The organism is Pseudomonas sp. CCNWLW23 (assembly GCF_037095675.1).
Lineage (GTDB): Bacteria > Pseudomonadota > Gammaproteobacteria > Pseudomonadales > Pseudomonadaceae > Aquipseudomonas > Aquipseudomonas atacamensis.
Genome location: NZ_JBAWKM010000009.1, coordinates 121246 through 144754 on the forward strand (window position 1 = coordinate 121246; position 23509 = coordinate 144754).

General features: G+C 59.5%; 23 protein-coding genes and 2 tRNA genes. 11 read left to right on the forward strand and 14 right to left on the reverse strand.

What is annotated here, in order from left to right; all coding sequences use genetic code 11:
• Nucleotides 1-24: 24 nt before the first annotated feature.
• Both recA and recX read left to right on the forward strand, forming a co-directional pair.
• The gene (recA, locus tag V8J63_RS13860) at nt 25-1083 is read left to right on the forward strand and encodes a recombinase RecA (RefSeq protein ID WP_024011876.1); all 1059 of its coding nucleotides are present in this window, start codon (nt 25-27) and stop codon (nt 1081-1083) included.
• Between the two features lie 8 nt (nt 1084-1091).
• A complete protein-coding gene (gene recX, locus V8J63_RS13865; protein WP_024011877.1) occupies nt 1092-1562 on the forward strand; it encodes a recombination regulator RecX in 471 nt (156 codons plus the stop codon).
• Between the two features lie 58 nt (nt 1563-1620).
• Here the strand turns inward: recX and V8J63_RS13870 are convergent, their stop codons facing one another.
• Nucleotides 1621-2736 (reverse strand): TIGR00730 family Rossman fold protein, encoded by a 1116-nt coding sequence (locus tag V8J63_RS13870; RefSeq protein WP_125925220.1) that lies wholly within the window; start codon nt 2734-2736, stop codon nt 1621-1623.
• Between the two features lie 341 nt (nt 2737-3077).
• Between V8J63_RS13870 and V8J63_RS13875 the strand changes: the two genes are divergently transcribed.
• Nucleotides 3078-3275: a hypothetical protein gene (locus tag V8J63_RS13875; protein ID WP_016770569.1), complete on the forward strand. Its 198-nt coding sequence runs from the start codon at nt 3078-3080 to the stop codon at nt 3273-3275.
• Here the strand turns inward: V8J63_RS13875 and V8J63_RS13880 are convergent, their stop codons facing one another.
• On the reverse strand, nt 3276-3701 hold the full coding sequence (locus V8J63_RS13880) for a PA3611 family quorum-sensing-regulated virulence factor (protein WP_007908738.1): 426 nt from the start codon (nt 3699-3701) through the stop codon (nt 3276-3278).
• A gap of 189 nt (nt 3702-3890) precedes the next feature.
• Between V8J63_RS13880 and V8J63_RS13885 the strand changes: the two genes are divergently transcribed.
• The 3 genes from V8J63_RS13885 (at nt 3891) to V8J63_RS13895 (ending at nt 5947) form a co-directional block, all read left to right on the forward strand.
• The gene (locus V8J63_RS13885; RefSeq protein ID WP_125925221.1) at nt 3891-4637 is read left to right on the forward strand and encodes a tRNA-uridine aminocarboxypropyltransferase; all 747 of its coding nucleotides are present in this window, start codon (nt 3891-3893) and stop codon (nt 4635-4637) included.
• A gap of 223 nt (nt 4638-4860) precedes the next feature.
• Nucleotides 4861-5511 (forward strand): response regulator transcription factor ErdR, encoded by a 651-nt coding sequence (erdR, locus tag V8J63_RS13890; RefSeq protein WP_016771412.1) that lies wholly within the window; start codon nt 4861-4863, stop codon nt 5509-5511.
• Between the two features lie 73 nt (nt 5512-5584).
• Nucleotides 5585-5947 carry a diacylglycerol kinase gene (locus V8J63_RS13895; RefSeq protein ID WP_016771411.1) on the forward strand — a complete coding sequence of 121 codons (363 nt, stop codon included), beginning with the start codon at nt 5585-5587 and terminating at the stop codon, nt 5945-5947.
• Here the strand turns inward: V8J63_RS13895 and V8J63_RS13900 are convergent.
• Nucleotides 5944-6870 (reverse strand): LysR family transcriptional regulator, encoded by a 927-nt coding sequence (locus V8J63_RS13900; protein WP_024011881.1) that lies wholly within the window; start codon nt 6868-6870, stop codon nt 5944-5946. The two genes, V8J63_RS13895 and V8J63_RS13900, sit on opposite strands and share 4 nt — an antisense overlap.
• Before the next feature lie 132 nt (nt 6871-7002).
• On the opposite strand from V8J63_RS13900, the gene fpr reads away from it, so the two are divergent.
• Nucleotides 7003-7782 carry a ferredoxin-NADP reductase gene (fpr, locus tag V8J63_RS13905; RefSeq protein ID WP_007908723.1) on the forward strand — a complete coding sequence of 260 codons (780 nt, stop codon included), beginning with the start codon at nt 7003-7005 and terminating at the stop codon, nt 7780-7782.
• A 173-nt stretch (nt 7783-7955) separates the two neighbouring features.
• Here the strand turns inward: fpr and tsaA are convergent, their stop codons facing one another.
• The 6 genes from tsaA to rimO all read right to left on the reverse strand — a co-directional run bounded on the left by tsaA (nt 7956) and on the right by rimO (nt 13234).
• Nucleotides 7956-8654: a tRNA (N6-threonylcarbamoyladenosine(37)-N6)-methyltransferase TrmO gene (gene tsaA, locus V8J63_RS13910; protein ID WP_130902019.1), complete on the reverse strand. Its 699-nt coding sequence runs from the start codon at nt 8652-8654 to the stop codon at nt 7956-7958.
• A 166-nt stretch (nt 8655-8820) separates the two neighbouring features.
• Nucleotides 8821-9591 (reverse strand): SDR family oxidoreductase, encoded by a 771-nt coding sequence (locus V8J63_RS13915; RefSeq protein ID WP_336464205.1) that lies wholly within the window; start codon nt 9589-9591, stop codon nt 8821-8823.
• Between the two features lie 173 nt (nt 9592-9764).
• Nucleotides 9765-10232, reverse strand: a complete 468-nt coding sequence (locus V8J63_RS13920) for a DUF1456 family protein (RefSeq protein WP_016771408.1) — start codon at nt 10230-10232, stop codon at nt 9765-9767.
• A gap of 70 nt (nt 10233-10302) precedes the next feature.
• On the reverse strand, nt 10303-11013 hold the full coding sequence (locus V8J63_RS13925; protein ID WP_024011885.1) for an rRNA pseudouridine synthase: 711 nt from the start codon (nt 11011-11013) through the stop codon (nt 10303-10305).
• Nucleotides 11014-11204: 191 nt separating this feature from the next.
• The gene (locus tag V8J63_RS13930; RefSeq protein WP_110645929.1) at nt 11205-11678 is read right to left on the reverse strand and encodes a GNAT family N-acetyltransferase; all 474 of its coding nucleotides are present in this window, start codon (nt 11676-11678) and stop codon (nt 11205-11207) included.
• Nucleotides 11679-11896: 218 nt separating this feature from the next.
• A complete protein-coding gene (rimO, locus tag V8J63_RS13935) occupies nt 11897-13234 on the reverse strand; it encodes a 30S ribosomal protein S12 methylthiotransferase RimO (RefSeq protein WP_024011887.1) in 1338 nt (445 codons plus the stop codon).
• A gap of 349 nt (nt 13235-13583) precedes the next feature.
• Here rimO and V8J63_RS13940 point away from each other — a divergent pair, with 349 nt between their 5' ends.
• Nucleotides 13584-15425: a potassium transporter Kup gene (locus tag V8J63_RS13940; RefSeq protein ID WP_371699263.1), complete on the forward strand. Its 1842-nt coding sequence runs from the start codon at nt 13584-13586 to the stop codon at nt 15423-15425.
• Between the two features lie 195 nt (nt 15426-15620).
• Here V8J63_RS13940 and V8J63_RS13945 read toward each other — a convergent pair whose 3' ends face one another.
• Nucleotides 15621-15947, reverse strand: a complete 327-nt coding sequence (locus V8J63_RS13945) for a DUF3077 domain-containing protein (protein ID WP_024011889.1) — start codon at nt 15945-15947, stop codon at nt 15621-15623.
• 474 nt (nt 15948-16421) lie between these two features.
• Here V8J63_RS13945 and V8J63_RS13950 point away from each other — a divergent pair, with 474 nt between their 5' ends.
• Genes V8J63_RS13950 through V8J63_RS13960 form a run of 3 tightly spaced genes read left to right on the forward strand, consistent with a single transcriptional unit; the run spans nt 16422 to nt 18569 of the window.
• On the forward strand, nt 16422-17189 hold the full coding sequence (locus tag V8J63_RS13950; RefSeq protein ID WP_123442999.1) for a MarR family transcriptional regulator: 768 nt from the start codon (nt 16422-16424) through the stop codon (nt 17187-17189).
• 1 nt (nt 17190) lies between these two features.
• The gene (locus V8J63_RS13955; protein WP_123442998.1) at nt 17191-17889 is read left to right on the forward strand and encodes a hypothetical protein; all 699 of its coding nucleotides are present in this window, start codon (nt 17191-17193) and stop codon (nt 17887-17889) included.
• Nucleotides 17886-18569 carry a serine/threonine protein phosphatase gene (locus V8J63_RS13960; RefSeq protein WP_125925226.1) on the forward strand — a complete coding sequence of 228 codons (684 nt, stop codon included), beginning with the start codon at nt 17886-17888 and terminating at the stop codon, nt 18567-18569. Before V8J63_RS13955 ends, V8J63_RS13960 begins: the two co-directional genes overlap by 4 nt.
• Before the next feature lie 186 nt (nt 18570-18755).
• Here the strand turns inward: V8J63_RS13960 and V8J63_RS13965 are convergent, their stop codons facing one another.
• The 4 genes from V8J63_RS13965 to V8J63_RS13980 all read right to left on the reverse strand — a co-directional run bounded on the left by V8J63_RS13965 (nt 18756) and on the right by V8J63_RS13980 (nt 23340).
• On the reverse strand, nt 18756-20051 hold the full coding sequence (locus V8J63_RS13965) for a virulence factor family protein (RefSeq protein ID WP_125925227.1): 1296 nt from the start codon (nt 20049-20051) through the stop codon (nt 18756-18758).
• Complete coding sequence (mprF, locus tag V8J63_RS13970) at nt 20051-22690, reverse strand: bifunctional lysylphosphatidylglycerol flippase/synthetase MprF (protein ID WP_125918034.1); 2640 nt, start codon at nt 22688-22690, stop codon at nt 20051-20053. The genes V8J63_RS13965 and mprF overlap by 1 nt, the downstream gene beginning before the upstream one ends.
• A gap of 279 nt (nt 22691-22969) precedes the next feature.
• Nucleotides 22970-23046: transfer RNA gene (locus V8J63_RS13975), tRNA-Met, on the reverse strand.
• Between the two features lie 217 nt (nt 23047-23263).
• A tRNA-Met gene (locus V8J63_RS13980) sits at nt 23264-23340 on the reverse strand.
• Between the last annotated feature and the right edge of the window lie 169 nt (nt 23341-23509).

Consider the following 23509-nt stretch of genomic DNA (forward strand, 5'->3'; position numbering starts at 1 on the left):
CTTATTGATTACGTGAGGACTTTAATGGACGACAACAAGAAGAAAGCCTTGGCTGCGGCCCTGGGTCAGATCGAACGTCAATTCGGCAAGGGTGCCGTAATGCGTATGGGCGATCAGGACCGTCAGGCGATCCCGGCCATCTCTACTGGCTCTCTGGGTCTGGACATTGCACTCGGCATCGGCGGTCTGCCAAAAGGCCGTATTGTTGAAATCTACGGTCCTGAATCCTCCGGTAAAACCACGCTGACCTTGTCCGTGATCGCCCAGGCGCAAAAAGCCGGCGCGACCTGCGCATTCGTCGACGCCGAACACGCGCTCGATCCAGAGTACGCCGGCAAGCTGGGCGTCAATGTTGACGACCTGCTGGTTTCCCAGCCGGACACCGGCGAACAGGCCCTGGAAATCACCGACATGCTGGTGCGCTCCAACGCCGTTGACGTGATCATCGTCGACTCCGTGGCGGCACTGGTACCCAAGGCTGAAATCGAAGGTGAAATGGGCGACATGCACGTCGGCCTGCAAGCACGTCTGATGTCTCAGGCGCTGCGTAAAATCACCGGTAACATCAAGAACGCCAACTGCCTGGTCATCTTCATCAACCAGATCCGTATGAAGATCGGCGTGATGTTCGGCAGCCCGGAAACCACCACCGGTGGTAACGCGCTGAAGTTCTACGCCTCGGTTCGTCTCGACATCCGCCGTACTGGCGCGGTGAAGGAAGGCGACGAAGTGGTCGGCAGCGAAACCCGCGTCAAGGTTGTGAAGAACAAGGTGGCTTCGCCGTTCCGTCAGGCCGAGTTCCAGATTCTTTACGGCAAAGGCATCTACCTCAACGGCGAGATGATCGACCTGGGTGTGCTGCACGGTTTCGTCGAGAAGTCCGGCGCCTGGTACGCCTACGAAGGCACCAAGATCGGTCAGGGCAAGGCCAACTCGGCCAAGTTCCTGGCGGACAACCCGGAAATTGCCGCGAAGCTCGAGAAGCAGCTGCGTGACAAGCTGCTGTCGCCAGCGGTGATCGCGGACTCCAAGGCCTCGGCGGTCAAAGAGACCGAAGACGACCTGGCCGACGCTGACCTCTGATACCAGCGATGACCACCGCCGTACTGGATACCCTCGTCGCGGTGCGGCGAACCGCCATGGACCTGCTCGCACGTCGCGAGCATGGTCGAGTCGAGTTGACGCGTAAGCTGCGTCAGCGCGGCGCCGAGGCGGAGCTGATCGAAACAGCCCTCGACCGTTTGACGGAAGAGGGGCTGCTTTCCGAAGCCCGTTACCTTGAAAGTTTTGTCTCCTACCGTGCCCGTTCTGGCTATGGCCCCCTGCGAATTCGCGAGGAGCTCAGCCAGCGGGGTTTGCAACGTACCGATATCGAAATCGCCCTGCGCGAAAGCGGTATCAACTGGCAGGCGCAGCTTCAGGATACGTGGCAACGCAAGTTCTCCGGACATTTACCGATCGATGCGAAAGAACGGGCCAAGCAAGGCCGGTTTCTGGCGTATCGGGGGTTCTCGATGGAGATGATCAACCGCTTGTTCAGCGGTCGAGGGATGGACGATTAGACCGATTTAACAATAAAGGCCCGCTATTTTTTAGAAAATAGCGGGCCTTTTTTTGCCTTCAAATTACGTTGAAAGGCTCGCGTGAGCGTTGTGCAGTGGGCGGTTTTGAATCGGCCCAGTTTTCCGGCAGGTTGATAAAGTCCACCAACTCCCTCAGACGACCATGGGTACGGCCATTGAAGGCAAACGCCAGCCGCGTCAGGTGGCTGAACTGCGCATCGTCGTGTTCTTCGCCGCTGTAGGCATGTTGGTGGAACTGGTCGCTCAGGCACAGATCAGCAAACTCCTCCTGCATCCGCGCCAGTGCCTGGTCGCTGAGCTTGTGGTTCATGCGAATCACAAATTGCCGCTTGAGCCAGCGGCTGGAGTGGAAGTTGCTATAGAACTGATTGATCTCGTCCACCGCTTCTTCAACGCTGTAAACCAATCGCATCAACTTCATATCGGTCGGCAGGATATAGCGGTTTTCTTCCAGCTGATTGCGGATGAAGTCCAGCGCACCTTGCCAGAAGGTACCGCCCGGAACATCCAGCAACACCACCGGCACCAAAGGGCTTTTGCCGGTCTGAATCAGCGTCAGCACTTCCAGCGCTTCATCAAGGGTGCCAAACCCGCCCGGGCACAGCACCAGCGCGTCAGCCTCTTTGACGAAAAACAGTTTGCGGGTAAAGAAAAAGTGGAAAGGCAACAGATTGTCGGTGCCGTCGACGGTGGGGTTGGCATGTTGCTCGAAGGGCAGGGTGATATTGAAACCCAGGCTGTGGTCACGTCCGGCTCCTTCGTGGGCGGCGGCCATGATGCCGCCGCCGGCGCCGGTGATCACCATCATGTCCGCACGCGTCAGCGCTGCGCCGAGTTCGCGGGCCATCGCGTATAGCGGATGTTCCACTGGCGTACGTGCCGAGCCGAACACGGTGACTTTGCGCCGGCCCTTGAATTGTTCGAGCACGCGGAACGCCTGCTCCAGTTCACGCAGGGCTTGCAGGGTGATCTTGGCGTTCCAGCGGTTGTGGTCTTCCTGAGCCATGCGCAGCACGGTCAGGATCATGTCGCGGTAGATGGGGATGTTCGGGCTGTCGGTGGAAACACGGTTGAGTTGGGCTTCGACCTGGCTGATGAGGTCGCCGCTTTCTTGAAAATGACGGCTCAAGAGGTCATTCGGTTGATAAGGCATTCAACGTCTCCTTCTGTACAGAGCGGTTAGCCCGGACAACCAGCGTCCGGGTCGCACTGCAAAAACACACAGGGCCGGCAGTTCCATTTCTGCCGTTAACGAATGATCGGGAATACTCTCAATCTAGACCCTCGCACGCATTCGCGCTGACTTGAACAGTGCGCTGTAACGTTTTGCCTGGCAACCGCTTACTGATTTGCGCCAAAGCCCCGCCGCTCGTCTGAACGTATCGCAAAGGGCCATCACTCTGATTTACTCAAATACAGACGTCGCAAGACAACCTTGCGTTTGCGCAAGGCCAGGCAATTCAAGGATTCGTGGGTGGCAAGGAGGCGGGATGCATGGTCAGAGTGGTTCTGGAGATCGATACTCAGCTGTATCGAATGTTGCAGGAGTCGGCCGAGACGCATCAATTGAGTCTCGAAGAAGAGTGCTGCCGACGATTGGCCGGCGGCGAACGCCGCTCGCGCTATCTGCAGGCGCTAGTGGCGGAACTGCGCGCCGAGGATGAACAGCGGCGCGCCAAGGCTTCGCGCTGATTACTTCTTTTTCGCTGGCGCGGCTTTCGGGCAATCGGATTCCTGATAGCTGGCCGAGCCGATCGCTTTGTTGGTTTTCACTTCGGTGAAGTCGTAACGCATGATCGCGCCCTTGGCCATCAGCTTGCGGTACGACGGGTTGTTGCACACCGACGCGCCCAACTGGAAATACACAGCCTTGGGATCGGCGCGCATCTTGTCGGCGTGGCTCTTTTGCACGCTCAGATGGTTGATCAGCTGTGTGCCTTCGACGGTGTAGCCTTGATCAAGAATGTCTTCATTGATCGCCCGTGGCGTGCCGACGCTGCTTTGGGCGGCGACGTTGCGCAGCTCTCGGTTCAGATTCTGCTCACTCAGGGACGCAGCCTGAGCGGTAAAGGACGACGCCAGCAGAATGGCAGCGGTGGGAACGATAAGGCGCAGCATGAAACTCTCCTGATTCGGTGACTGGTGGTTCGACCCGTCACGGGGCGGTGCGTTCAGTGGCGGCGAATTATAGGTGAGCCGGTCTGGACGGTACAGGCTTGTGGCCGTCGCTCTGGTAAACTGCCGGCCTTTATTGCCCTGCCGAGTGTCATTCGTGTCGAGTTTCCCTGTCTGCCGGTGTTGCCTGCGATGAACCATGCCCCCAACGCCGTGGCCCGCCTGCGCGATCAGCGCGAGGACGAAGGTATCAAGCCGATTCAGGCGCGCGGCTTTCGCTCCGAGCGTTGCCGCGATTGCCGGGTCATTATCAGTCATTGCCTGTGCGCGTGGCGGCCAAGCGTCGACACCCGTTCTGGCGTGTGCCTGATCATGACCGGCAAGGAAGTGTTCAAGCCAAGCAACACCGGTTGGCTGATTGCCGATGTGGTGCGCGACAACCATGCGTTCATCTGGTCACGCACCGAGCCCGACCCGCAGATGCTTGCACTGCTCAACGATCCGCAGTGGCAGCCGTATCTGGTGTTTCCGGGTGAGTATGTCGAACCGTCGCGGGTGACCAACACGGTGACAGTCAATAGCAGCAAGCGCCCGCTGTTCATACTGCTGGATGCGACCTGGACCGAGGCGCGCAAGATCTTTCGCAAGAGTCCGTATTTCGACCGCTTGCCGATCCTCAGCCTGCTGCCCGACAAACTCTCGCGCTATCGCCTGCGCCGTTCGACCCGCAGCGAGCACCTGTGCACCGCCGAAGTCGCGGCGTTGTGCCTGGAATTGGCCGGTGACAGCGATGCCGCCTCGGCGCTGGACGCCTATTTCGATGTGTTCAGCCAGCATTACCTCGGTGCCAAGCAGCAACTGGACATGAATGAATCAACCCCCGCTCACACCGAGCTGCTGCCCTATATACGAAAGCCGCAGCCGGAGTTGGCCCGATAGTGGCCCATACTGTCCACAGCGCTGGCCATCTTGCTTGACCACCCCGGCTGCGCTGGGCATGCTTGGCGCCGATTAGGGTGCGGCCAAGGTTTGAGACGCCGTGTTTGCTGTTGATTGGCGTCGAACGTGCCCCTGTGGATATCGCTTCCAACCGCTGCCTCGAGTTGCTTTGGCCAGACCGGAATCTACCGCGTCTGCCATCAAAAACAGGATCATTTGAAAAATGGCCACATACGACATCCTGATTGCCGATGATCACCCCCTGTTTCGCAGCGCCCTGCACCAAGCGGTGACGCTGGGCCTTGGCCCGGACGTGCGACTGGTGGAAGTGGCGAGCATCGCCGAACTGGAAGCGCGCCTGACCGAAAAGGCTGACTGGGATCTGGTCCTGCTGGATCTGAACATGCCCGGCGCCTATGGTTTTTCCGGGCTGGTGCTGCTGCGCGGGCAGTATCCGCAGATTCCGGTGGTGATGGTCTCGGCCCAGGAAGAAGCTTCGGTGATGGTCAAGTCCCGCGAGTTCGGCGCCAGTGGCTTCATTCCCAAATCCAGCGATCTGAGCGTGATTCAGGAAGCGGTGCGCAAGGTGCTCGATGGCGACGTGTTCTGGCCGCCGCAAGCGTTCGAAGCGGTAAGCGTGTCGGATGAGGCGAAAGCTGCCAGCGATGGCCTCGCCAGCCTGACGCCGCAACAGTTCCGGGTGCTGACCATGGTCTGCGAAGGTTTGCTGAACAAGCAGATCGCTTATGAGCTGAGCGTGTCGGAAGCGACCATCAAGGCCCACGTCACCGCGATCTTTCGCAAATTGAACGTGCGCACTCGCACGCAAGCGGCTTTACTGCTGCAACAACTTGAGTCAATTCCGAGCCAGTGATGGCTGGCGGTTTCACGTTTTTTTGACTTTCGTTGATCTAGCTTCCCCACTCCTTTTTGGCTGGTTTTTCCTTATGTCACCTTTCAAGGGCCAGACCGGCCTGAAACGCATCCTCAACGCGTCCGGCTATTCGCTCGACGGCCTGCGCGCCGCCTTCACCGGCGAAGCGGCGTTCCGTCAATTGGTGCTGCTCAACGTGGTGCTGATTCCGCTGACATTCTTCCTCAATGTCAGCCGGGTCGAGCAGGCGGTGTTGATCGCGGTTTGCTTGCTGGCGCTGATTGTCGAGCTGCTCAACTCAGCGGTGGAAGCGGCCATTGACCGCATCTCGCTGGAATTGCATCCGCTGTCGAAGAACGCCAAGGACATGGGCAGCGCCGCGCAGTTCGTGGCGCTGAGCATGATCGGACTGGTGTGGGCGGTGATTCTGCTTTAAGCGATGGTCGGCAACACGATCTCGTCGCTGCGCTGCACCCCGGCGGTGAACGCGCGACACAGCTCGAGAAACTCGCGCATGGCCGAGGTCTGGTATTTCTGTTTGTGCCAGATGAAATAGAACTGCCGGGCCAGGTCCAGATCCGGCGTCTCCACCGGCACCAGACTGCCGCGCCGGAAGGCATCGCGCAGCGCCAGCCGCGAAATGCAGCCAATCCCCAAGCCTGATTCCACTGCGCGCTTGATCGCTTCGGTGTGTTCCAGCTCGAGACGAATGTTCAGCGCGCTGCGATGGTGACGCATGGCCTGGTCGAAGGTCAGCCGCGTGCCGGAACCCTGTTCCCGCAGAATCCATGCCTCATGGGTCAGCTCTTCCATTGTCGCACTGCCGCGTTTGGCCAACGGATGCTGCGGCGCGCAGAACACCACCAGCTCATCCTCGACCCAACTCTGCACTTCGATGTCAGGGTGGCTGCAATCACCTTCGATTAGACCCAGATCAATTTCGTAGTGCGCGACCTGCTGCACGATATTGGCAGTGTTCTGCACGTGCAGCTTGACCTGACTTTCGGGGTGGCGCTGCATGAAACTGCCGATCAGCAGGGTGGCCAGATAGTTGCCAATGGTCAGCGTCGCCCCCACTGATAAAGAGCCGAAACCGGATTTGCCGTTGAGCAGGTCTTCGATTTCCTTGGCCTGGTCGAGCAGGGCCACCGCTTGCGGCAACAGTTGTTTGCCCAGGGCGTTGAGGCTCAGGCGTTTGCCGGCGCGGTCGAACAGCTGGCAGCTGGACTGGCGCTCAAGCTCGGTGATCGAAGTACTGGCCGCCGATTGCGAGAGGTTGAGCAGACCCGCAGCACGGGATACGCTTTCCTGCTGGGCGACGGCGACGAAGACTTGCAGTTGACGGAGAGTAAATCGCATATCGATATAACCGATAACCCTTATCTTAATAATCCAGTTAACAGATATTGTCGTCGCTATTAGAATGCGATGCAATTGCGCACGTTGAGCCTCATTGAGCCGCGCAGACCAATCTCCAGGAGTCAAACGTACATGAGCAACATGAACCACGAGCGTGTCCTCAGTGTTCATCACTGGAACGACACTCTGTTCAGCTTCAAGTGCACCCGCGATCCGGGTCTGCGCTTCGAGAACGGTCAGTTCGTGATGATCGGCCTGCAACAGCCCAACGGCCGCCCGCTTATGCGCGCTTACTCGATCGCCAGCCCGAACTGGGAAGAGCATCTCGAGTTCTTCAGCATCAAAGTGCAGGACGGTCCGCTGACCTCCCAATTGCAGCACTTGAAGGAAGGCGACGAGATCATCATCTCGAAGAAGCCTACCGGCACCCTGGTTCTCGATGACCTGAACCCGGGCAAGCACTTGTACCTGCTGAGCACCGGCACCGGTCTGGCGCCGTTCATGAGCGTCATTCAGGACCCGGAAACCTACGAGCGCTTCGAAAAAGTGATCCTGGTTCACGGTGTGCGTTACGTCAACGAAGTCGCTTACCGCGAATTCATCACCGAGCACCTGCCGCAGAACGAGTTCTTCGGCGAAGCGCTGCGTGACAAGTTGATCTACTACCCGACCGTGACCCGCGAGCCGTTCGAGAATCAGGGCCGCCTGACTGACCTGATGCGCAGCGGCAAGCTGTTCAGCGACATCGGCCTGCCACCGATCAACCCGCAGGACGACCGCGCGATGATCTGCGGCAGCCCGAGCATGCTCGACGAGACCAGCGAAGTGCTCGACAGCTTCGGCCTGAAGATCTCGGCGCGGATGCGCGAGCCGGGTGATTACCTGATCGAGCGTGCGTTCGTCGAAAAATAACCTGTGATACCTGTGGGAGCGAGCCCGCTCGCGAATGCGGTCTGTCATCAACGTTGATGTTGCATGACACGACGCCTTCGCGAGCAGGCTCGCTCCCACAGTTGGTTTTTCGGTGTGAGAGTAAAAGCCCGCGTTGCCTGAGAAGGCAGCGCGGGCTTTTTCGTTTGCGGGCTTTATGCCTCGGCCGGGATGACTTCCAGCACGCGGATCTGTTCGGGCGTCGGGTAATGCCAGCGCACGTCCAGATCCCAGAACTGCGCGCCATATTCACGTTCTGGTGCCGGTGTCTGATACGCCGGGCGCGGATCCTGCGCCAGGCACTGCTCGATCAGCTCAACCAGCGGCTCGTCGAGGCGCTGAGCGTGGGCGTGCGCCTGTTTCAAAGCCGAATCCGCCCACTGCACGTCGATCAAGTGCGGCGCGGCGCTGGCGATGTCATTGGTCGCCCCAGGGATGATGTCGGCATACGGCACATAGGGTTTGATATCCAGCACCGGCGTGCCGTCGAGCAGATCGATGCCGGAAATAAACAGGCGATTGCCTTCGATTTTGTCCAGCTTCACCACCGACTGGCCAATGCCGTTCGGCCGGTGCGTGGCGCGTGTGGCAAACACGCCCATCGACTTGTTACCGCCCAGGCGAGGCGGGCGCACTTTCAGGCGTGGCTTGTCCTCGAGGGCCTGATGGAACAGAAACAACAGCCACACATGGCTGACCTGTTCCAGTCCCTGCACGGCGTCACCCTGGTCGAACGGCGCGACCAGTTCCAGCACGCCACGGGCGGCCGGGGCCAGTTGTGGCTGGCGGGGGATGGCGAACTTCTCCTTGAAGCAGGAGCGCACGAAGCCGATGGGGGAGACGCTGTAAGTCATGGTCTGGGATCGAAGCGGGTAGGGCGGGCATGATAACCCGGCTCGCTTCAAGTCTGGTGGTGACAGGGCTGGCCTCTTCGCGAGCAGGCTCGCTCCCACAATGTAGCTGCGTCGTGTATGAAATCCCTGTGGGAGCGAGCCTGCTCGCGAATGCCGCACCGCCGACCTACAGACTGAACCCTCCATCCAGCGGAATGATGTTCCCGGTCATATAAGCCCCCGCCGTACTCGCCAGGCTGATCGCCAGCGCCGCCATCTCTTCCTCACGCCCCCAGCGCTTCATCGGAATCAGCGCCGTATCCTCAGCCAACGCCTGTTCATCATTACCAATATGCTGGGTCATCTTGCTCGGAAAGCGACCCGGCGCAATCACGTTGACGTTGATGTGCTGGCTCACCAGTTCTCGCGCCAGAATGCGCGACAACTGATGCAGGGCGGCCTTGCTCGGCCCGTAGGCATACGCCTGCTCGCCAAACGAAGAAATCCCCGCCACCGAACCGATATTGATGATCCGCGCCGGATTCGCCGCCGAGCCAGCCCTGCGCAGCAACGGCAGAAACTGCTGGATGCAACTGAACACCGACGTCACGTTGAGCTGCATGACCTTTTCCCAGCCCTTGACCGGATAACTCTCCAGCGGCGCGCCCCACGTGGTGCCGGCGTTGTTCACCAGAATGTCCAGATGAGTGATCTGCTCGCTCAGGCGCGCGGCCAGTTCCCGCACGCCTTCTTCGGTCGCCAGATTCGCCGCCACGCCGTGGTAACTGCCCAGCGCGCCAAGTTCTTCGGCGGTTTGATGGCAGGCTTCGACGTCGCGCGAGCACACGTAGACATGGGCGCCGGCCTCGACGAACGCCTTGGCGATCATCTTGCCGATACCACGGGTGCCGCCGGTCACCAGAGCGGTGCGGCCTTGCAGGGAAAAGTAGGGATGCATGGCGAGTCCTGAAGATTAGGGATCAGTACACCCTAGTCGTCAGCTGCGAAAAGCGGAGCCATTATTTTTGCAGGGAATGAGGTGCCATGCGGCCAGCTTCGAGTTGCAAGCCACAAGCGGCAAGTTAAAGCAGGGGCTAACTTGCAGCTTGCAGCTTGCAGCTTGTAGCTGCTTTACGCTCTCACGCGCAGCGTGAGCCCTTTGAGGAAGTTACGCAGCAACTGGTCGCCACACGGGCGATAGTTGGTGTGGCCGACCTTGCGGAACAGCGCGCTCAGTTCAGGCTTGGATACCGGAAACTCGGCGGCCTTGAGGATCGCGTGCATGTCGTCTTCTTTCAGTTCGAAGGCCACGCGCAGTTTTTTCAGAATGATGTTGTTGGTCACCGGCACTTCGATCGGTTGCGGCGGACGGCTTTCGTCCTTGCCGCGCTTGAAGATCACCAGACCGTCGAGGAAGTGCGCGATGACTTCGTCCGGGCAGCGTACGAAGCCTTCTTCGTCTTCTTCTTTCTTGTCGAGCCAGGTGATGACATCGGCGAGCGTGACGTCCATGCCGCCCAGTTTGATGATCTCGACAACTTTCTTGTCGCTGATGTCGAGCATGTAGCGCACGCTGCGCAGTACGTCGTTATGAACCATGTCGGTATTCCTGATGCGTTGTGGGCAGCGCTCGTAAGCGCTGCCGGAATGTGGGGCGGCAGTGGAAGTTCTAGAACTTCTCTTTGCCGGACAGGTAGCGCCATTGGCCAACCGGGACCTTGCCGATCGACACGCCGCCGATGCGGATGCGACGGATGCCGATGACCTTCAGGCCGACCGCTTCGCAGAACTGCGCGATGATTCCCGGCTGCGGGTTTTTCATGGCGAAGCGCAGGCGGTTTTCGTTCTGCCAACTGGCCTTGACCGGCGGCAGCTCTTTGCCCTTGTGGGTCAGGCCATGCTGCAAACGGTTGAGGCCGTGGGCAGCCATCTCACCTTCGACTTCGACGATGTATTCCTGCTCGATCTTCGCTGCGTCGGCGGTGAGCTTGCGCAGGATTTTCCAGTCCTGGGTGAACACCAGCAGGCCGCTGGCCTTGGGCTGCAGGTCGGCGCTGGCGGTCAGGCGCAGGAAATGCCCGCGCAACGGACGCTTGCCGTAGCGATGCTCTTCGCTGAGAGTTTCGGCGCTGAGCGTTTGCATGGCGCTGTCGACATCCATGCCGGCGGGCGCGTTGAGCAGGATGGTCACCGGCTCCGGCGCAGTGGCCTTGGCGTCCTTGTCGAGCTCGACCTTTTGCTCGCCGACCTTGAATTGCGGCTCATCGATGACTTCGCCGTCCACGGTGACCCAGCCGCCCTCGATGAACAGCTCGGCCTCCCGGCGGGAGCAACCGACCAGTTCGATGAGGCGTTTGGAGAGGCGAATCGGGTCAGTCATGACAGGGCCGTAACAAAAAAGGGGTGGGCATTGTACCTGTGTGGAAGCGGTTAAGCCCGGTTCCATTTGCAGGCGCTGTATTCAATGTGGGAGCGAGCCTGCTCGCGAAGGCGTCCTGCCAGTCTATGTGTGCAGTGACTGGTACACCGCATTCGTGAGCAGGCTCGCTCCCACAGGGGTTCCATGGTGTGTCAGCCGTTGCCTGAGCGCTGTTGGGACTGTCGCAAGCGCATATGCAGCAGCGGATACGGCTGGCCCATGCCATCGACCTCGGAGCGGCCGATCACTTCAAATCCCTGCTTTTCATAAAAACCCAAGGCTTGCGGGTTCTGCTCATTGACGTCGAGTTCATCGGCGTTGAGCCGTTCGATCGCATAGCGCAGCAACTGCTTGCCCAAGCCTTGACCACGATGATCAGGATCGATGAACAACATTTCAATCTTGCCCGCCGCCACACCGGCAAACCCGGTGATGCGCTGCTGGCGGTCCTTGGTGCAGATCAGCATGACCGCGTCGAGATAGCGGGTGAGCACCAGATTGCGCAGCAGCTCGATATAGCTGTCCGGCAGGAACTGGTGAGTCGCACGGACCGAGGCCTCCCAGACCCGGGTCAGTTCTTCGTAATCGCTGATTTTCGGCGTGTGGATGACCGAATGCTGACGCATGTGCGTTTGCCTCTTGTGCGGTTCAAGGAAGTCCGTCCCCCGCTAAACGATAGCCGCAAAAAAGCCCCGTATCTCGGAAAAGAGCGGGGCTTCTGGATACAGCGCTATCCCCCTGTGGGAGCGAGCCTGCTCGCGAAGGCATTGTGTCAGGCAATATTTACAGCGACTGACCCAGCGCATTCGCGAGCAGGCTCGCTCCCACAGGTATTTTGCGGTGCTTAGATCTGCTCAGCCCACAAATCATATTCGTCGGCATCAGTCACCTTGCACCAGACCTTGTCGCCCGGCTTCAGGTTGCTGCCATTGTCGATAAACACGTTGCCATCGATTTCCGGGGCGTCGAAGAAGCAACGGCCGACCGCACCTTGCTCGTCAACCTCGTCCACCAGCACTTCAATCTCACGACCGATGCGCATTTGCAGGCGTGCCGAGCTGATCGCCTGCTGGTGCGCCATGAAGCGCTCCCAACGATCCTGCTTGACGTCGTCCGGTACCACTTCCAGATCCAGATCATTCGCTGGTGCGCCGTCAACCGGCGAGTACTGGAAGCAGCCGACACGGTCGAGCTGGGCTTCGGTCAGCCAGTTGAGCAAGTACTGGAAGTCTTCTTCGGTTTCGCCCGGGAAGCCGACGATGAAGGTCGAACGGATGATCAGGTCCGGGCAGATTTCGCGCCAGTTCTTGATGCGCGCCAGGGTCTTGTCTTCGAACGCCGGGCGTTTCATCGATTTCAGGACTTTCGGGCTGGCGTGCTGGAACGGGATATCCAGGTACGGCAGGATCTTGCCGGCGGCCATCAGTGGAATCAGCTCGTCGACGTGCGGGTACGGATAAACGTAGTGCAGGCGGACCCAGACGCCCAGCGTGCTCAGCGCCTCGCAAAGCTCGGTCATGCGGGTTTTCACCGGCGCGCCGTTCCAGAAGCCGGTGCGATATTTCACATCAACGCCGTAAGCGCTGGTGTCTTGCGAGATCACCAGCAGCTCTTTGACGCCGGATTTCACCAGGCGCTGAGCTTCGTCGAGCACATCACCGACCGGACGGCTGACCAGTTTGCCGCGCATCGACGGGATGATGCAGAACGAGCAGCTGTGGTTGCAGCCTTCGGAAATCTTCAGGTAGGCGTAGTGGCGTGGGGTCAGTTTGATGCCTTGCGGCGGCACCAGGTCGATCAGCGGGTTGTGATCCTGACGCGGCGGCACCACTTCGTGCACGGCGTTGACCACTTGCTCGTACTGCTGCGGACCGGTCACGGCGAGCACGCTCGGGTGTACGTCGCGGATGTTGCCTTCTTCCACGCCCATGCAACCGGTGACGATGACCTTGCCGTTTTCCTTGATCGCTTCACCGATCACTTCCAAAGATTCAGCCTTGGCCGAATCGATGAAGCCGCAGGTGTTGACGACTACAACGTCGGCGTCCTGATAGGTGGACACCACGTCATAACCTTCCATGCGCAGCTGGGTCAGGATGCGCTCGGAGTCGACCAGTGCTTTCGGGCAACCCAGAGATACAAAGCCAACCTTTGGATTGGCCGGCGCAGGAGTGGTGGACATGTCTAACCTCGGTGTTTTGTGACGTCGCTTGCTTGATGCGCAAGCCGACGGATGGGCGCTTGAGATGCGCCTCTGATCAAAAAGTGCGCAATTCTAGCGGCGGGCAACGCACTTGACCAGCTTTATACGGGGAAATACGACGAGTGCTGCGCTATGCTTCGCGCCGTTGAGCTTTACCGATTTCGTGCAGTCAATCATTGGTCTGTAACAACAGGTAAAACAGCGCATGCTGCAACTCAAAGCATAGTGCTTCCTTCAAAGAAGCCGGTATTGAGATCAGGAGTGTTGGATGGGTCAGGCAAGTAGTCATGCGGCGGGCGCCGAGGGTTCGGCAAGCAGACCGCTGAGCATGCTGGTCGCGGCGGTCGGGGTGGTTTATGGCGACATTGGCACGAGCCCGTTGTACACCCTCAAGGAAGTGTTTTCCGGCGGTTATGGTGTGCCGGTCAATCACGACGGTGTGCTCGGCATTCTGTCGTTGATCTTCTGGTCGCTGATCTGGGTGGTCTCGATCAAATACATGATGTTCGTCCTGCGCGCCGACAACCAGGGCGAGGGCGGCATCATGGCCCTGACGGCACTGGCACGGCGGGCAGCGGCGGGGCGCAAGCGCCTGCGCACGCTGTTGGTGGTGTGCGGACTGATCGGCGCGGCGCTGTTCTATGGCGACAGCATGATCACCCCGGCCATTTCGGTGCTGTCGGCGATTGAAGGACTCGGCCTGGCGTTTGAAGGCATCGATCACTGGGTGGTGCCGCTGTCGCTGGTCGTGCTGGTCGCGCTGTTTCTGATCCAGCGCCACGGTACCGCGCGGATCGGCATTCTGTTCGGGCCGATCATGGTCACCTGGTTCCTCGTCCTCGGCGCCCTTGGTGTGTACGGCATCAGCCACACCCCGGAAGTGCTGCACGCGCTGAACCCGATGTGGGCGGTGAATTTTTTCGTTGTGCACCCGGGCATGGGCGTAGCGATCCTCGGCGCGGTAGTGCTGGCGCTGACCGGCGCCGAAGCGCTGTACGCCGACATGGGCCACTTCGGCCGCAAGCCGATCGCTCGCGCCTGGTTCCTGCTGGTGCTGCCGGCGCTGGTGCTCAACTACTTCGGCCAGGGCGCATTGCTGCTGGAAAACCCTGACGCAGCGCGTAACCCGTTCTACCTGCTGGCACCGAGCTGGGCGCTGATTCCGCTGGTCGGCCTGTCGACCCTGGCCACGGTGATCGCCTCGCAAGCGGTGATTTCCGGCGCGTTCTCCCTGACCCGTCAGGCGATCCAGCTCGGTTACATCCCGCGCATGTACATCCAGCACACCTCCAGCGACGAGCAGGGCCAGATCTACATCGGTGCGGTGAACTGGGCGCTGATGGTCGGCGTGGTCCTGTTGGTGCTGGGCTTCGAATCTTCCGGTGCACTGGCCTCGGCCTACGGCGTGGCAGTGACCGGCACCATGCTGATGACTACCATTCTGGTGTCGGCGGTCATGCTGCTGCTGTGGAAATGGCCACCAATCCTCGCGGTGCCGGTGTTGCTTGGCTTCCTGTTGGTGGACGGTCTGTACTTCGCCGCCAATGTGCCGAAGATCGTTCAGGGCGGCGCGTTCCCGGTGATCGCCGGTATCGCCCTGTTCGTGCTGATGACCACCTGGAAGCGCGGCAAACAACTGCTGGTCGAACGCCTCGACGAAGGCGCGCTGCCGCTGCCGATCTTCATCAGCAGCATCCGCGTGCAACCGCCGCATCGCGTACAGGGCACCGCCGTGTTCCTCACCGCCCGCTCCGACGCCGTGCCCCATGCCTTGTTGCACAACCTGCTGCATAACCAGGTGCTGCATGAGCAAGTGGTGTTGCTGACGGTGGTCTACGAAGACATCCCGCGCGTACCGCCATCGCGGCGCTTCGAAGTCGAAGCGCACGGTGAGGGTTTCTTCCGGGTGATCCTGCACTTTGGTTTCACCGACGAGCCGGACGTGCCGCAAGCGCTGAAGCTGTGTCATCTGGATGATCTGGACTTCAGCCCGATGCGCACAACCTACTTCCTCAGCCGCGAAACGGTGATTGCCTCGAAACTGGAAGGCATGGCGCGTTGGCGTGAGGCGCTGTTTGCGTTCATGTTGAAGAATGCCAATGGCAATTTGCGGTTCTTCAATCTGCCGTTGAACCGAGTGATCGAGTTGGGGACGCAGGTGGAAATGTAAGCCTCGCTTCAACTGAAAAGCCCCCGTCAGCTTCAAGGCTGGCGGGGGCTTTTTTGTGCTCGCACATAAACCTCGAACCCACGCAAATCCCCTGTGGGAGCGAGCTTGCTCGCGAAGGCGTAGTGTCAGTCGACAATCTGTTAACTGACCCTCCGCATTCGCGAGCAAGCTCGCTCCCACAAGGGTTCTGTGGTGTTAGTGGCTTTCAGGCAATTCTTCTTCAGATTCGGTCTTTGTGCGAGCAGGTCGCGGCATCAGCGCTTGAATCACATCATCAATCAAGGCTTTGCCCATCACCGTCAGATAATGCGCCGCCCAGGCATGGCGGTCGGTGTCTCTTATGAAGGCAGCGTCCTCGGCGAAGGATTTGGCGAGGGACAGCAGGTCGGAGGATTGGGACAAGGCATCGATGATCGGGATGCCGGCGCGGACGTTGAAGAACGCTCGATCCGAGTTGTAGAGGAAAGGGGTGAAGCCGATGGTTTTAGCGTTTGCAAGTCCGTGCAGATCAGTTTCGGTCATCGTGTTACTCCTTGGTTCGAAGTGCCGCGACTTTCGTTACCACGCGAAAGGGAGGCAACTGTACGCAGGGTGGTAAACCGGGAACCAAGGAAACCGGCACGCCCGAAAGCGTCCCACGCACAGCCGCCATAACTTGAGGAGCGCGCTGTTGCGATGGTTTCTCCGGGTTACCACACCCGATCGCTGAATGGGTCAGCGACGTCCGGAGAGTATCCCGTCGAAAAACAGCGCAATAGAGCGGCAAAGCGCCCGAACACGAGTTTCGGAGTTTGCCTACAAGGTCTGTGGGCGTCATCTGATATTGCGAAACTGGAAGTAAACGATACTAAACGTCTGACACGAACACAGCCATGACGATATGCGGGCAAGGTATGCAGCGATTAGTGATTTACCCAAGGGCTTGACGACCCGGCCTCGGTAGTGAGACAAGTGTCCACGTTTTATGGAATGTGGACACTTGAGGTTTTGATCTAAATGAAGAGTCAAGACATTTTACTATTGTTCAAAATGGCCAGTCTCCACGCTCAGGAAGAGAACCTCATGGGGGAGATGGAGGCCGAATCGAATTCGGACAGGGTCGAAGAGCTGCTCAGGCCTTATGTCGTCAGCCGAATGACCGCAGGGCAAAGTGTGGGGAAGCCATTGGTCACCTATTCCACTGATGGGGAAGACACTCTCTTCCTGCGCCGCGAATTCGACTCGCCTTTCGCTGATGGGCCAGGTTGGGAGGGATGGGCGGAACCGGCATCTGATCCACCGCTGACAAGTTGGAGTGATCGGTACTCCTTACGTGCGCTGTCTGCCTCTCTCGGACTGAGCAAAAGCGAAGTCTCAAATGCTCTCGCCCGGTGCCGGGAATCTGGATTGCTCATTCATGATTACGACACCGGGCTTGCCAAAGTGCACCGCCGGGAACTGCTGAAAATTACCGAGCACGCGCTGAAGTACTTCTTCCCGGTCAAGCCTGGCGCGATGGTTCGTGGCATACCCACAGGTTTTGCAGCGCCTGCGCTGTCCAAAAGCATCAAGAGTGCGGGTGGTTTGATTCCGGTCTGGCCGGATGCGCAGGGAACCGAGCGAGGCCAAGCGATCGAGCCGCTTTACAAAACAGTGCCGGAAGCGGTGAAAAAAGACCGGATTCTTTACCACTATCTGGCGCTCGCTGATGCAATCCGTCTGGGTGGTCCGCGTGAGTGTGGTGTGGCAATCAGTATTCTGAAGGCAGGGATGGGGCTGAAATAACATGTCGTCAAACGCGGATCACAACTACGAACTCATTGAGTTCGTGGCTGGAGGCTTGGGCGAGGCGTTTCTCGCCGAAGTTGCTTTTGTTGGCGGTTGCACAACCGCCATGCTGGTTACAGATACAGCCGTGCTGGACGACATTCGTTTCACTGATGACGTTGATCTAGTGATCGAGTTGGCCGGTATCAGCGCCTGGAACCAACTCACCGAACGGCTGGCGGCCAAGGGATTCAAGATCACGGGTGAGGACGAGGTGAATTGTCGTTTTCGCTTCAATGACGTTGTCGTGGATGTCATGCCTTCCGACCCTGCAGTGCTCGGCTATGCCAACCGCTGGTTCGTCGAGGGGCTGGCGAGGGCGGATAAATTCACCCTGCCCAGCGGCACTGCCATCCAGATATTCCAGCCCGCGTATTTTCTCGCGACGAAACTGGAAGCTTTCGCCGGTCGGGGAAATGGCGATCCTTATCACAAGGATGTCGAGGATATGATCATCTTGATCGATGGTCGGCCTGAGCTGTTGGAGGAGGTGGTCCAGGCTGACAAGGACCTCAAGGCATTCATTACAGAGGGAGTCCAGAAGCTGATGGCGCTCGATGGGGTTGGCTACGTGATCGAAAGTTCAGGCTCGGTGCAGGCGAATCCAGGCAGAGGGCAGATTATTCACAGGCGTATGAAAGCGCTGGCCAGCGCATGAGATACCTCTCCCGATCAATCACTGGGCAAGCCAGCAGAGCAAATAATGACTATGCCGGAGCTACCTGTGAGGGTGACCGTGGTTTTTTTGTTGTCGCGGATGGCACTTCAAGGCGCGGCAGTGGACAGCTGGCTGAATGCTTCGTAAGCGGCATGTTGGCGGCTCATTCCACACAGTTGGAGCAGGGGGGCTATCCTGCAGAACCCGGAGCTATCGAGCGTCTATTGGGTTCAATACTGTCGGATTTTCATGCGTCGTTGCCTGCTGATCAGACGGGAGCCATCTGTTACCTGATTGGCTTGGTCGCTCATGGCCGACTCACCGTTGCATACGAAGGTGACTGTTCATGCGGGATTGTGACGCTGTTGGGAGCCATCGAGTGGATTACGCCTCCTCACTGCAAGGCCAATTGGCGGCGCGACCGTTCGCACTGTGAGTTGGCGCAAGATCCAGCTCGAAATTCAGTAACGCGATGCTTGAAGATCAATCGGGTTCCGAACCCTGACTTTGTTTGGTGTGAACTGGAGGCTGTTGAGCGCTTGGTATTTGTCACTGATGGCTTTTGGGCGGACTTGACGCAAGTCCAGCAAAGCAGTTTGTTGGCGGCGCCGGATAGCGACTTTAGCGTTGGCGACGATGATGTCACGTGGATAGATGTTCAGCTTGGCCGGCGGGACTGACGAGTTGTCTGAGTCCGGCACAATACCCTGTGGGAGCGCGAAGACGTAGTGTCAGTCGACGAATCTGTAAACTGACCCACCGCTTCGCGAGCAAGCTCGCTCCCACAGGGATTGTGGTGGCGGCTGGAATGTAAAAAGCCCCCGCAACTGTGAAGTTGCGGGGGCTTTTTATGGGCGTAGCTCAGATCACTCTTCGGCGACCGAGTTCTTGCTCTGACGCTTCTCGATCAAGTCCACCAAACGCTTGGCCAGCGCCGGGTAGTTTTCATCAAAGTGATGCCCGCCGGGCAGTTTCACCGCTTCGCCGACAGCAGTCTTGTCCGTGCAGCCACTTTCATCGGTCTCTTCTTCACCGTAGATGCACACAACCTTGCCGGCTGGCAGTTTGGCCATTTCCGGGCCGGTCGCAGCTTCTTTGCCGGCGTTACCCAACCAGCCTTCGACTTCGATTTCGAAGCTGCCGGTGCGGGCGAAGGCGAGCAGGATGATCGCGTCGACGCGTTGCTGTTCGTTCTCTGGCAGACGGTTGTAGATCGCTGGCAGAACGTCGGCACCGAACGAGTAGCCGGTGAGGATGAAGCGCTTGGTGCCCCATTTCTGCCGGTAGTGCTGCATCAGTTCGGTGAGGTCGAGTGCGCTTTGCTCCGGGCTCTTGTGCTGCCAGTAGTAGCGCAGGGTGTCGATGCCGACCACCGGGTAGCCGATCTTGGCCATTTCCCCGGCCACGTCGCGGTCGAGGTCGCGCCAGCCGCCGTCGCCGGAGAGGAACAGGGTCACGGTGTCGTTGGCCTGACCGGCCGGCACTTCCACGACCGGAATCGCCAGACCGCCGTTGGCCTTGTCGCCGCCGACGAGGATTTTGCGCAGTTCGTTGTTCAGCACTTGCGGCAGATTGATGTCGTAGTCGCTGATGCTGGTTTCGGCGTTTGGTTGATCGCGTACGAAACCTGCGCTGGCGTCGTCCGGGTTATCGTTCCACGCCACCAGCCAGTGGCCGTGGGCGGCGGATTTCGGCAGCAGGTGGGTGCAGCCGGGCTTTTCCAGAGCCAAGTCGACGGAGATGGCCTGGGCCTTGTCGTCTTTCTGTTCCGCCAGCCAGCGCCATGCCAGCACAGCGCCTGGGCCGATGCCGCTGACCAGGGTGGCCGGGCCATTCAGTTCGCGCAGGCCCGATTGCAGGGCGCGGCTTTGCAGCAGGCAGTCCTTGGGCAGGATCACCTGAACGATCTGCGCCGAGGCGCTGCGGCTGAGGGTGGTCAGTTGTTTCTCGGAAAGCTTCTGTTCGTCGGTGACGGCCACCAGCACCTGAGCCTTCGGCTTGTTGCCGGGGATCACGCGGGTCATGGCTGTGCCATCGGCGGGTTTCAGTTGTTCGACGGTCGGTTCCGGTGCCGGACGTTTGAGGTACCAGTAACCGCCGCCGGCAATCACGGCCAGCACCAGCAGGGCGGCCAGGATGTACTTCAGGGAGCGTTGAATCATCAGCGTTTCACCAATCCAGTCAAGCCGCCCGCGATCAGGGCAGCAGTGTCGGCCAGTGCCACGAGCGGATCGAGTCCGGCGGGCACGGCCATATAACGGGGTTCCCAGTCGGGCTGGAACTTGTCTTTGAAGCGGCGCAAGCCTTGGAAGTTGTACAGCTGCTCACCACGGCGGAAAACCATCGAGCCCAGGCGCTGGGTAAGCGGTGCGCCGCGCCGAGGTTGCAGCCCCGACAGTGGCACCATGCCCAGGCTGAAGCGCGCGTATCCGTGACTCTTATAGTGTTGAATCAGGCCGACCATCATGAATTCCATGGTCAGCTTGGGCGCTTCCGGGTGCGCGCGCATCAGGTCGAGACTGGCCAGGTCGTGGCTATAGGTCTCGAGCAGATTGGCGAACGCCACCGGGCGGCCTTCGAAGCGAATCACCGCAATGCGGAAATGCTTCAGGTAATCGTCGCTGAAACGGCCGAGGGAGAAGCCTTTCTCACGCACGTTCTTGCCGGTCAGCCAGGCATCGGAAATCACCTTCAGCTCGTCCATTGGCGCCTGGCCCGGCTCATGGATTTCCAGCGACAGACCATCGCGGGTGCCACGGTTCCAGGTGTAGCGCAGGTCCTTCATCTCCTTGCCCTTGGCTTCCAGATCGAAGCGCAGCAGATCGACCCGGGCTTCTTCGCCGAGCTTGATCGCCGTCAGGCCGATGTCCATGTAGTACGGCAGGTTCTCCGCACGTACCTGATAGAAAACCGGGCGCGTATGGTGGATGTCGCAAAGGTCGCGGAACTGCCAGATCATTTCCGCACGTTGCTGGCTCGGCCCGATCGGGTCGTACAGCGCCACCAGACTGCGGCCACGACGGGCGTACATCAGGAACGCCTCATCGTTGGGATGAAACAGCAACGCCTTGTCACCGGTCAGCGCGAGGCCGCCGTCGGGTTGTGACGAGGCCATGAGGATTTTTGCCGCGCGATCCAGTTCGTCCGGCGTCGGCAAATGAATCACCGGGCGCGCGGTGCGCAGCAACCAGGTCAGGGAGATGATCACCAGCAACACCGCCGCGCCGAGCAGCGAGCGCAGGCCACGCGGCGCGTCAGCATCGAGGGTGAACTGCCACCACAATTGATGGCTGTAAGGCACGTCCTGATAGGCGAACAGCAGCAACCAGGCCGAAGCGCCCAGCACGCAGAGACTGGCGACCAGATACAGCGGAGAAAACGGCAGTTCGGTCAAACGGCTCGGGCGATAGAAGGAGCGGCGGAACACGCCGAGCAGCGCGGCCGTAAACGTCATCAGCGTGGCTTCTTCCCAGTCGAAGCCTTTGAGTAGCGAGAGCAGGGCGCCGACCAGCAGCAGAATGACGGTCAGCATCCACGCCGCCGACAGGCGTCGGCGCAGACCTTGGGCGAGCAACAGACACAAAACGCCAATCAGGCTGGCGCCGAAGTGCGACGCGTCGACCAGGCGATGCGGGATCAGAAAACCGATGTGTTCCAGACGCGTGTCGATTTCCGGTGTGGCGCCGGAAAACAGCAGCACCACGCCAGACAGAAACACCAGCACCGCCAGAACCGGCGCGGCCAGACCGGACGCGGCGCGCATGGTCTGGGATTGGAACAGGCGCTGGCCTTCGTTGATCAGCAGCAATACGCAAGCGACCAGCAGCGGCAGCACCACGTAGATCAGGCGATACAGCAGTAGGGCAGCGGCCAGCGGTGCGGCGCCAAGCTTGTCGGCAAACGCGGCGAGCAGAATCGCCTCGAACACACCGACGCCGCCAGGTACATGACTGAGGACACCGGCGGCGAGGGCCAGCAGGTACACCAGCAGGAACGGCGCAAACGGCGGCGCTTCCGGCAGCAACAAATACAGAACGGTGGCGGCAGCCGCGACGTCGAGGGCGGTGATTACGAGTTGAAGAAAGGTCAGGCGCCGACCCGGCAGACGCAGGGTGCGCCGCCCGGCACGGACCAGCAGATTGTCGGGGTAGGGTTGTTCCGGCAGACGACGGCGATAGATGCCGATCGCCAGCACTGCACCGAGGATCAGTACGGCAGCGGCGACCGAGCCGAGCAAGACTTCGGACAGTCCCAGCGCTTGCGAGGCGGCGGGCAGGTTGCTCAGGGTGGCCAGCGCTGCCAGTGGCGGCAAGGCGCAGCCCAGCGAGAGGCTGGCAAATAGCGTCATGTGCGCAACTTCCGACGCACCGACGCCCAGTCGCGCATATAAACGATAACGAACCGAGCCGCCGGACAGCAGCGACAGACCAATGGCATTGCCAATCGCAAATGCAGTGAAGCCGCCGAGCGCGAGGGTGCGCGGCGGCAGTTTCACGCCAGCGTAGCGGCTGGCCGACCATTCATAGCCGAGCAGAATGATGAAACCGACCACGGTCGCGCCAATGGCGCCAAGCAGGGCGGGCTTCGGCACGTCAAGAATCGAGTCATGCAATGCGTCGAGATCAAGCTCGGCGAGCAGATGGCGGCAGGCAATCAGGGCAATGGCAAACAGCAGCAACGTGACGGCCAGACCGATCGGCTGACGGTATTTGCTTAATCGATCCAGCCAGCGCAAACGCTCGGGTTTGATCGGTTGTTCTGCTGTAACGGTGTCTTGTGGATCAGACGAGTTGGCGCGCATCAATCACCTCTTGGATTGAGCGCGACAGGATGGAGGTATCCAGCCAAGTTACCAATCCCTGTAGAAAAAAATAATCACAAAATACTACGCCTCTCGTCGGGCATCGGCGAGGGCAGTTCCTGGATTGCAGAAACCCTGTCTGCGACTCAAGCATAGTCGCAAGTCAGTGGTTCTGATGATCCCCAGCGGTTCACTGCACAGTGACAGATCATTGTTGCGAAAGGACTTTTTCAACAGATACAAAAAAGGCCACTCTTTCGAGTAGCCTTTTTTGATGTTTGGTTGCGGGAGCCGGATTTGAACCGACGACCTTCGGGTTATGAGCCCGACGAGCTACCAGACTGCTCCATCCCGCGTCTGTGTGGCGGCATTCTACAGGCGAACGACGAGGTGTCAACCGCTAATCCCGGAATGGGCCAAATAACTGCGAAATCGCGGCAAACGGTCGCAGGTGATGCGTAAGTTTCGGAAATGCAACGAATTGCCGTTTCGCTAGCGATTGAGCAGGGCGCCCGTTTGCAAAACAGACGCGCACAAAAAAGGCCACTCTTTCGAGTAGCCTTTTCTGATGTTTGGTTGCGGGAGCCGGATTTGAACCGACGACCTTCGGGTTATGAGCCCGACGAGCTACCAGACTGCTCCATCCCGCGTCTGTGTGGCGGCATTCTACAGAGGTTCGCGAGTGTGTCAACCGTCGATCTGGATAAATCTGTTGAGGTTCAAGCGCTTAGCGTATTTTCGCGGCGGTTGGCCGGCGCGCAGGGCAGGTAGCGCAAGGCTTTCAGCTCTATTGCACCTTGATCTGTGATTGAAAAAATA

Excerpts from the sequence above, each read along its gene's own strand:
- recA (WP_024011876.1), top strand. The coding sequence starts at position 25 with ATGGACGACAACAAGAAGAAAGCCTTGGCTGCGGCCCTGGGTCAGATC.
- recX (WP_024011877.1), top strand. The coding sequence starts at position 1,092 with ATGACCACCGCCGTACTGGATACCCTCGTCGCGGTGCGGCGAACCGCC.
- V8J63_RS13870 (WP_125925220.1), bottom strand. The coding sequence starts at position 2,736 with ATGCCTTATCAACCGAATGACCTCTTGAGCCGTCATTTTCAAGAAAGC.
- V8J63_RS13875 (WP_016770569.1), top strand. The coding sequence starts at position 3,078 with ATGGTCAGAGTGGTTCTGGAGATCGATACTCAGCTGTATCGAATGTTG.
- V8J63_RS13880 (WP_007908738.1), bottom strand. The coding sequence starts at position 3,701 with ATGCTGCGCCTTATCGTTCCCACCGCTGCCATTCTGCTGGCGTCGTCC.
- V8J63_RS13885 (WP_125925221.1), top strand. The coding sequence starts at position 3,891 with ATGAACCATGCCCCCAACGCCGTGGCCCGCCTGCGCGATCAGCGCGAG.
- erdR (WP_016771412.1), top strand. The coding sequence starts at position 4,861 with ATGGCCACATACGACATCCTGATTGCCGATGATCACCCCCTGTTTCGC.
- V8J63_RS13895 (WP_016771411.1), top strand. The coding sequence starts at position 5,585 with ATGTCACCTTTCAAGGGCCAGACCGGCCTGAAACGCATCCTCAACGCG.
- V8J63_RS13900 (WP_024011881.1), bottom strand. The coding sequence starts at position 6,870 with ATGCGATTTACTCTCCGTCAACTGCAAGTCTTCGTCGCCGTCGCCCAG.
- fpr (WP_007908723.1), top strand. The coding sequence starts at position 7,003 with ATGAGCAACATGAACCACGAGCGTGTCCTCAGTGTTCATCACTGGAAC.
- tsaA (WP_130902019.1), bottom strand. The coding sequence starts at position 8,654 with ATGACTTACAGCGTCTCCCCCATCGGCTTCGTGCGCTCCTGCTTCAAG.
- V8J63_RS13915 (WP_336464205.1), bottom strand. The coding sequence starts at position 9,591 with ATGCATCCCTACTTTTCCCTGCAAGGCCGCACCGCTCTGGTGACCGGC.
- V8J63_RS13920 (WP_016771408.1), bottom strand. The coding sequence starts at position 10,232 with ATGGTTCATAACGACGTACTGCGCAGCGTGCGCTACATGCTCGACATC.
- V8J63_RS13925 (WP_024011885.1), bottom strand. The coding sequence starts at position 11,013 with ATGACTGACCCGATTCGCCTCTCCAAACGCCTCATCGAACTGGTCGGT.
- V8J63_RS13930 (WP_110645929.1), bottom strand. The coding sequence starts at position 11,678 with ATGCGTCAGCATTCGGTCATCCACACGCCGAAAATCAGCGATTACGAA.
- rimO (WP_024011887.1), bottom strand. The coding sequence starts at position 13,234 with ATGTCCACCACTCCTGCGCCGGCCAATCCAAAGGTTGGCTTTGTATCT.
- V8J63_RS13940 (WP_371699263.1), top strand. The coding sequence starts at position 13,584 with ATGCTGGTCGCGGCGGTCGGGGTGGTTTATGGCGACATTGGCACGAGC.
- V8J63_RS13945 (WP_024011889.1), bottom strand. The coding sequence starts at position 15,947 with ATGACCGAAACTGATCTGCACGGACTTGCAAACGCTAAAACCATCGGC.
- V8J63_RS13950 (WP_123442999.1), top strand. The coding sequence starts at position 16,422 with ATGAAGAGTCAAGACATTTTACTATTGTTCAAAATGGCCAGTCTCCAC.
- V8J63_RS13955 (WP_123442998.1), top strand. The coding sequence starts at position 17,191 with ATGTCGTCAAACGCGGATCACAACTACGAACTCATTGAGTTCGTGGCT.
- V8J63_RS13960 (WP_125925226.1), top strand. The coding sequence starts at position 17,886 with ATGAGATACCTCTCCCGATCAATCACTGGGCAAGCCAGCAGAGCAAAT.
- V8J63_RS13965 (WP_125925227.1), bottom strand. The coding sequence starts at position 20,051 with ATGATTCAACGCTCCCTGAAGTACATCCTGGCCGCCCTGCTGGTGCTG.
- mprF (WP_125918034.1), bottom strand. The coding sequence starts at position 22,690 with ATGCGCGCCAACTCGTCTGATCCACAAGACACCGTTACAGCAGAACAA.